Consider the following 7,277-nt stretch of genomic DNA (forward strand, 5'->3'; position numbering starts at 1 on the left):
AATCTTTTACCGTCAGGTTTTCAAGGTTTTGCATAAGTGATCATCTCCTTAGTGGTATTATTTACCACTTACACAAAACCTTAAACATTCTCTAATTTAATGAAAACTAAGGAAGATGGGGTAATTAAGCCGCTTATCATTTATTAATGTTTGTGGTGTAAATTTCGTTGATTTCTGTTATACTCTATTAACAAAAAAGTGCCCCTTTTTACCGGGGGCACTTTTTTGTACATTTTTAGCTACCTTTTTTAAGTTAGAGCTTGTTGGGTATGACCTTGGTTAATCCATAATCCTTTTTTCCCCGGAAATCCCCTGTAATGGCTTAATATCCTGGGTTACTTCCAAGACCCCCATAAACTCTCCCTTTTCATTCCTAACGGCAATATAGCGGATTAAAACGTATTTTCCCTGATAGTGAATCCAGAAGTCTTCATGGTCTTTTTGACCGGATTTTAAATCTTCCACTAATTTTTCTACCACATGAACACTGGCAGGGGGATGGCAGTTTTCTACCTTTCGACCAATAATGGTTTTGGGTCGGACGAAAATCCTCTCCTTACTTTCGGAGAAATATTTAACAACTCCATCTTTATCCACAAAAGTAATGTCTACAGGCAAGTGGTTTAGAATCGAACTTATTTCTTTTTGGGTTAAAAGACCGGTATTAAACTTTATATAACCTTCCTTTGCCATTTCCTGGTCCTTTACTGAAGTTTCCCGCTTTGGTTTCCAGCCGGTTTTGGGTTCGATTAAACAATAGCCTATTTCATCGCTTTGTTCGTAAATTACCCACCACTCATCTTCAGTTAAGGTTTCAAGGCACATGGGGAATAAGATTTTTTCTTCCTTAAAAATCATTTCCAGAACTTTTTCCAGTGCTACTTCAACTTTTTGTAAAAGTTCATCCTTCTTTTCAGGGGTAAAGTTTAAAGCAAGGGAGCGGACCTCTTTAATTGCTGTGCGAATTTCATCATCTACTCCCCACATTACCTTGGGTGGCCCCATGATGTTGTGCTTTTCTAAGAAAGGAAAGAGAAGATTTTCTTTACGGCTATAATGTTTATCTAAATCTAAAAGCAGGTTCAATTTTGCGGTAAGTTCTAAAGAGATAGCTTTTTCTTGGGCGCTGGAAGCTGTTTTAAGCTTGGCTAAAGTACTTCTTATTTCCTCTACCAGTTTTTCTACTGCTCGGTTTTCTGCTTTAAAAGTATAGATTGGGTGACCGGGCTGAGTTTCTGGGAAAGTTTGTTCTTCTAAAGACTCTTTAAAAACTGCCGCGTGAACATCACAGAGCCTTTGAACTTCTTCCACAGGCAAGCCTTCCTGTATCAGCATTTGTTCAATTAAGGTAATTTCAGTAGGAGCAACATCTTTTATAATCTCATCAAAACGCTCTTTTACTTCTTCTACTGTTTTGCCCCGGTGTAAATCTAAAATAATTTCCTTAATGGCTTTTTTCCTAAACTCCCGGTTGTTAATAAGTTCACTCATAAAAACCCTCCTTTTTTAATTTTATCTTTAGTTTATCCCAGATTTTTCTACTTAACAGTGATATATTTAACAATTTAGGCATAAATTTTTACAGGATTTTTTAGGAGGTGATAGTTTGAAAGTTCGCTACGTGCCTTTAAGATCGAACAAAAACTGGGGTATAGTGGTAAAGATTTTTCTTTTAGTTGGTGGCATTTATTTATTATTTTTAGCTTTTTCCTGGGGATATGTTAAGGTAGATAAGATTTTGCGAGACAAAAGTTTTACCGAAATTATGAAAGAGGAAAAAGCCAATAAACCCAAAATAATGGCCAAACAGAGGAAACTTTTAAAAGAAAGGTATAATCTTACCCCAAAAACAACTACCGAAGTAACCATGAGCGGGGGAAAACCAATTCCCGTAGGACCAACAGCAAAATTAAAAGATGGACTTACCTTTGAAGATTTGGCCAATATGACTCCCGAAGAAATAAAAGAAAAAGGAGTTTTTCCCTACTTACCTCTTCCTCATCCCCATCCTCAAAACGGAGGGATGGTTTTTCCACCGGTGCAGACCAGGATTCACCCGGAGTTAGTGCGTTTTGATGTGGATTTTGATTTGCCTGATGCTTTTTTACCGGAATTTCCGCCGCCTTTATATCTTACAACCCACCCGGAATTAGGGGATGTGTCCAAAGGAAAAGAAATCACCTTGGATAACTATTACGAACTTTTTAAAGATATTTTAACGCCAGTGCAATTGGAAGGACTGCGGCTTCTTCTAACCAAGTTTCCCCAGCAGCAGTTTAACTCAACCGACGACCGGAAAAGTGAAAAACCAAGCCTTGGGGTGTCGTGCTTTGACTGTCACGTCAATGGCCATACCACCGGCCAGTTTCACTTAAATCCCGATAACCGGCCCCAGGAAACGCGGTTTCGCATTGATACGGTAAGCCTTAGAGGTACCCATGTCCAGCAGCTTTTTGGTTCAAAAAGGTCCCTTCGTTCAGTAGAGGACTTTACAGAATTTGAACAGCGGTCAGCTTATTTTGACGGTGATCACACTTTAGCAGCCAAAAAAGGGATAAACCAGCTATCCCGGGAGCAGGTAATGCATATGGCCCAGTTTATCAATATCATTGATTTTCCACCAGCACCTAAATTAAACCGTTATGGCAGGCTTGACCCGGCTAAAGCTACCGAAAAGGAACTTTTAGGGGAAAAAATCTTTTTTGGCAAAGGTAGATGCGGCTACTGCCATCCGGCACCGTATTACACCGACCAGTTAATGCACGATTTAAAAGTGGAAAGATTTTATCAAGGCCGGCCGGAGGGGCCAATTAAAACCTTTACTTTACGAGGGTTAAAGGATTCACCACCTTATTTTCACGATGGTCGACTTTTAACCATTGAAGATACGGTAGAATTTTTCAATCTGGTATTAGAGTTAAAACTTACCCGGGAAGAAAAAGAAGCGCTGGTGGCTTTCTTACGCCAGCTTTAAAGCCGGTTTAATAAATTTAAGGGAGGGATGGGAGTAAAACCCTCCCTTTATCTTTTTGCGGGAATGGTGTATTTTAGGGGTAGGGGGTGTAACAAAGTGGAGATAGTGCTGCGGCCGATTGGTTACGTGCGTAACAGCTTTAATTCCAAAGAAAAAATGGATTATGACGAAGATATCTCGGAAATTGTCATATATGACGAGTTTGTTCCCGGACTTTACAAAATTGAGGAAGAAGAGGAAATAACCATTATTTTTTATTTTCATTTAAGTAACGAAGAAAAATTAGTAACGGTGAGACGGGACGGCAAGGAAACCGGTGTTTTTGCCTCGAGAAGTCCCAATAGACCTAACCATTTAGGGATTGCTACCGGAAAGCTTTTAAAAAGGGAAGGAAATGTCTTAACTGTAAAAGGGATTGACTGCTTAAACCAAACACCAGTTTTAGATATTAAACCTAAAAGCCGGAAATTTGACGGGGAGGAGCGGTAAGTGGTGGAGTTTGTTTTTCTCGGGGACTCATTAACTTATGGTTTTCCTTATGAGCCCAGGGATTCCTGGGCTAATTTAGCCGCAGAAAAATTAGGAGTTAGTTTTAAAAACCTGGGAGTATGTGGGGATACCGTATTGGACATGAAAATTAGGTTTAAAAGAGAAAAAGAGCTTTGTAAGACTTTGGTGCTTTTAGGTGGTACCAATGATGTTTATGCCAATCGTTCTTTGCAGGAAATCCTTCAAGATGTTGAGGAAATAATAACCTGGGCTAAAGAAAGGGGAGTTCAAAAAATTATTCTTGGAAATCCCTTACCGGTATTAGAGGAACAATGGGCAGTAAGGAGGCTTTATATTTTAGGCAGAAAGTATGCAGAATTAGCCAAAAAGCTTCAAATAAACTACTTGAATTTTTATGAACCGTTTAATAAAGAATTAGAAGAAAATCCCGGACTTTTAATTGATGGTATTCATCCATCAAAGGAAGGCTACCGGCTAATGGCAGAAATCTTTTTAGAATTTTTGGGCATTGAAAATGATTTTTAATCTAAATTAGCTAAATATGAGCAAAAATTAAAATTACGTTAAAATAGCTAATTTATCCTTGTTAAAAGTCACCATTTCCTGCAAAATATAATATAATTAATTAAAAAATAAAAACTTGCGGGAGTGTTTATTTTGAATGATAAGAAAGTCTCCTGGGCAAGGCTTTCCATTATTTCTAACAGCCTTTTGGTGCTTTTTAAGGTTATGGTAGGTATCTTTACCGGTTCGGTTAGTATTATTGCCGAGGGTTTGCATTCGGGAGTGGATTTATTAGCCTCGGTGATTACCTTCTTTTCGGTAAAAGTTGCAAGCCGCCCGGCGGATTTACGCCATCCCTATGGTCATGGCAAGGTGGAAAATATAGCGGGTACTATTGAAGGGCTTTTAATCTTTCTGGGGGCGGTTTTAATTATTAAAGAAGCGGTACCAAAATTTTGGCATCCGGAAATCCCTGAAAGCCTTGGCTGGGGTATAGGGGTAATGGCGGTATCGGCAGTTATTAACTTTTTTATTTCCCAAACCTTACTAAAAATTGCCAAGGAAACCGATTCTCCTGCCTTAGAAGCCGATGGCTGGCACTTAAAAACCGATGTTTATACTTCGGTGGGTGTACTCTTAGGTCTTATGTTAATAAAGCTTACCGGGATATCTTACTTTGATCCGATTTTAGCTTTAATTGTAGCGGGGATGATTTTAAAAGCAGCTTATGAAATTACTTTTGAAGGTTTTGCCAATATGGTGGATACGGCTTTACCGGAAGGGGAGATTTCTTTAATCAAAGATTCTATTTCCCAGTATGGAGAAAAATTTATAGAATTTCACAAATTAAGGGCGCGGAAAAGCGGTTCGGAGCGGTTTATTGATCTGCACTTAGTGGTCCCGGAGAAGCTTTCGGTAAAAGAAGTTCATGACCTTTGCAATAAAATTGAGCGAGATATTGAGGGGAAACTTCCCAATTCTCATGTCTTAATTCATGCTGAGCCCTGTCAAAAAGACAAAAGAGAGTGCGAGGACTGCCCTTATTGCCCGGAAAAAAAAGCTGACCTGTAACGGGGAAGCTTTTTTATTTTTTTTGTATTTCCCCTGATTTTTGAAAATACTGGTCTAAAAATTCAGCAGCTAGCATTCCTGCTAAAATAAAAAAAGCACCAATTCCTTGTTTTACCTCTAAGCTTTCGCCACCAAAGAGGACGGCGAAAAGTAAGGCAAAAACCGGTTCTAACGTAAAAATTAACGCTACATGGGAAGCAGAGGTAAACTGCTGGGCTTTAGACTGAACTAAAAAAGCAAGGACAGTAGCAAAAATGGCAGTAAAGATAACAGCGTAATATACCCCTACGGGATAAGGCTTTATTGGGGTTTCCAGCCAAAAAGCAGCGGGCAAACTTAAAATGCCTACCGTGGCAATTTGCCCGAGAGTTAATGAGGTAGCCGGAAAATCCGGAGAAAAGCGTTCTACGGAAACTATTTGCATACTAAAAAATAACGCCCCCGCTAAAGTTAAAACGTCGCCAAAATTAAAGCCAGCTTTAAGGTCAAAGGACATGATAAATAATCCCAGAAAGGATAAAAGGGTTCCGGTAACGACTCCCCGGGTAATAAGACGTTTGTTTAAGATACTGCTTAAAACCGGGACCATTACTACCGCAAGTCCAGTTATAAAGCCGCTATTGGCGGCGGAGGTATACATTAAACCAATTGTTTGCAAGATATAGCCAAGCCAGAGAAAGAATCCGGCTATACTGCCAAAAACAATTCCTCTAAGGGAGAACCCTTCTTTTTGTAAAAGAAAAGGTAAAAGGAAGAAAGCGCTAAGTAGAAAGCGAAAAGCTAAAAATGAGAAAGGTTCTATATTAGCTAGGATATTTTTAATGATTACGAAAGTTGTTCCCCAGAACGCTGTAACGACAATTAAACTGATGTCGGCCCAAAGTTGTTTGGTTTTATGATCCATTGCTTTACCCCCCCTTTTTTTAAAGTACTTTTATATTATACAAAACAATTAATTGTTTAGAGAAGGATAAAAATAATTTAAATTTTGGGATAAAATTCAGAACATTTTAACATTGACTAATTGTACTAAACAATTTATAATTATTCAAAGGTTAGTGCTTTAATACACTAAAGAGTAATGAAGGAGGAGTTATTAAATGAAAAAATTTGGGGTGTTATTTTTAGCCCTGATCCTTACCTTGGGGTTTACCCTTACCGCCTGTGGTAATAAACAGGCAGAGCAAAATAGCGGGGAACAAAAACAGGAGCAAAGCCAAGGGCAAAAGCAAAAAATTGTGGTAGCTTCCGATACTTCCTATGCACCCTTTGAGTTTCAGGATCCTTCTTCGGGAAAGTACATTGGCTTTGATATGGATTTAATTCAAGCAATTGGGGAAGCGGAAGGACTAGCGGTCGAAATTAAGAGTATGAATTTTGATGGAGTGTTGACTTCAGTACAAAGTGGCACCGTTGATGCGGCTATTTCAGCTATTTCTATTACCGATAAGCGGAAAGAAGTTATGAATTTTAGCGACCCTTACTATAATTCGGGATTGGCTATTGTAGTAAAAGGTGATAACAATACTATTAAAACCATTGACGATTTAAAAGGGAAAAAGGTAGCGGTGCAAATTGCAACTACCGGTGCGGACTATGCCAATGATTTAAAGGCCAAGGGGATCGTAAAAGAGGTAAAGACTTTTAATACCCTTCCCGATGCCCTGATGGAATTACGAAATAACGGCGTTGATGCGGTTATAAACGACTGGCCGGTCAATGCTTACTATATTAAACAAAGCTTTTCCGATTTAAAAATGGTAGGGGATAAATTAACCGGGGAATCGTATGGGATTGCTGTTCCTAAATCAAAGCCAGACGTTTTAGAAAAAATTAACGAAGGCTTGAAGAAAGTAAAAGAATCGGGTAAATATGCGGAAATCTATGAAAAGTGGTTTGGAGAAAAACCGCAGAACTAATTGAGGTGGAGTAAGTGGAACTAAAATGGTCAGTAGTAATTGATTCACTGCCGGTTTTAGCACAGGGGGCTGTCGTTACTTTAAAAATTACAGTTATTGCCGTATCGTTAGGAACTTTAATTGGTTTATTTATGGGGCTTATGCGCATTGCGCGTAACCCCCTTTTAAAATTTATAGCCCGGGTTTATGTGGATTTTATCCGGGGAACTCCGAGACCCCTGAAAAAAGTATTATAAAAAATAGAAAATGTAGAATAAAATAACAATAGCCCCTAAATTTATGATATAATTTATGTATAA

Annotated in this window: 8 protein-coding genes; 6 read left to right on the plus strand and 2 right to left on the minus strand. The window is 38.6% G+C overall.

Going from position 1 to position 7,277, the window contains the following annotated elements; all coding sequences use genetic code 11:
- Positions 1 to 279 precede the first annotated feature (279 nt).
- Complete coding sequence (locus cpu_RS09720; RefSeq protein WP_075859807.1) at positions 280 to 1,491, minus strand: DUF438 domain-containing protein; 1,212 nt, start codon at positions 1,489 to 1,491, stop codon at positions 280 to 282.
- Positions 1,492 to 1,606: 115 nt separating this feature from the next.
- On the opposite strand from cpu_RS09720, the gene cpu_RS09725 reads away from it, so the two are divergent.
- The 4 genes from cpu_RS09725 to cpu_RS09740 all read left to right on the plus strand — a co-directional run bounded on the left by cpu_RS09725 (position 1,607) and on the right by cpu_RS09740 (position 5,059).
- Positions 1,607 to 2,974 carry a cytochrome B6 gene (locus cpu_RS09725; protein ID WP_075859808.1) on the plus strand — a complete coding sequence of 456 codons (1,368 nt, stop codon included), beginning with the start codon at positions 1,607 to 1,609 and terminating at the stop codon, positions 2,972 to 2,974.
- A 96-nt stretch (positions 2,975 to 3,070) separates the two neighbouring features.
- Positions 3,071 to 3,463: a tRNA (N6-threonylcarbamoyladenosine(37)-N6)-methyltransferase TrmO gene (tsaA, locus tag cpu_RS09730; protein ID WP_200800675.1), complete on the plus strand. Its 393-nt coding sequence runs from the start codon at positions 3,071 to 3,073 to the stop codon at positions 3,461 to 3,463.
- Positions 3,464 to 4,009: a GDSL-type esterase/lipase family protein gene (locus tag cpu_RS09735; protein ID WP_075859809.1), complete on the plus strand. Its 546-nt coding sequence runs from the start codon at positions 3,464 to 3,466 to the stop codon at positions 4,007 to 4,009.
- Positions 4,010 to 4,141: 132 nt separating this feature from the next.
- Positions 4,142 to 5,059 (plus strand): cation diffusion facilitator family transporter, encoded by a 918-nt coding sequence (locus cpu_RS09740; RefSeq protein WP_075859810.1) that lies wholly within the window; start codon positions 4,142 to 4,144, stop codon positions 5,057 to 5,059.
- A 13-nt stretch (positions 5,060 to 5,072) separates the two neighbouring features.
- On the opposite strand, the gene cpu_RS09745 is transcribed toward cpu_RS09740, so the two are convergent.
- Positions 5,073 to 5,963, minus strand: a complete 891-nt coding sequence (locus cpu_RS09745) for a DMT family transporter (protein WP_075859811.1) — start codon at positions 5,961 to 5,963, stop codon at positions 5,073 to 5,075.
- Positions 5,964 to 6,159: 196 nt separating this feature from the next.
- Between cpu_RS09745 and cpu_RS09750 the strand changes: the two genes are divergently transcribed.
- The gene (locus cpu_RS09750) at positions 6,160 to 6,978 is read left to right on the plus strand and encodes a basic amino acid ABC transporter substrate-binding protein (protein ID WP_075859812.1); all 819 of its coding nucleotides are present in this window, start codon (positions 6,160 to 6,162) and stop codon (positions 6,976 to 6,978) included.
- Positions 6,979 to 6,992: 14 nt separating this feature from the next.
- A complete protein-coding gene (locus cpu_RS09755) occupies positions 6,993 to 7,214 on the plus strand; it encodes an ABC transporter permease subunit (RefSeq protein WP_234970231.1) in 222 nt (73 codons plus the stop codon).
- Positions 7,215 to 7,277: the final 63 nt, after the last annotated feature.

Origin of the sequence: Carboxydothermus pertinax (assembly GCF_001950255.1) — a bacterium.
Lineage (GTDB): Bacteria > Bacillota > Z-2901 > Carboxydothermales > Carboxydothermaceae > Carboxydothermus > Carboxydothermus pertinax.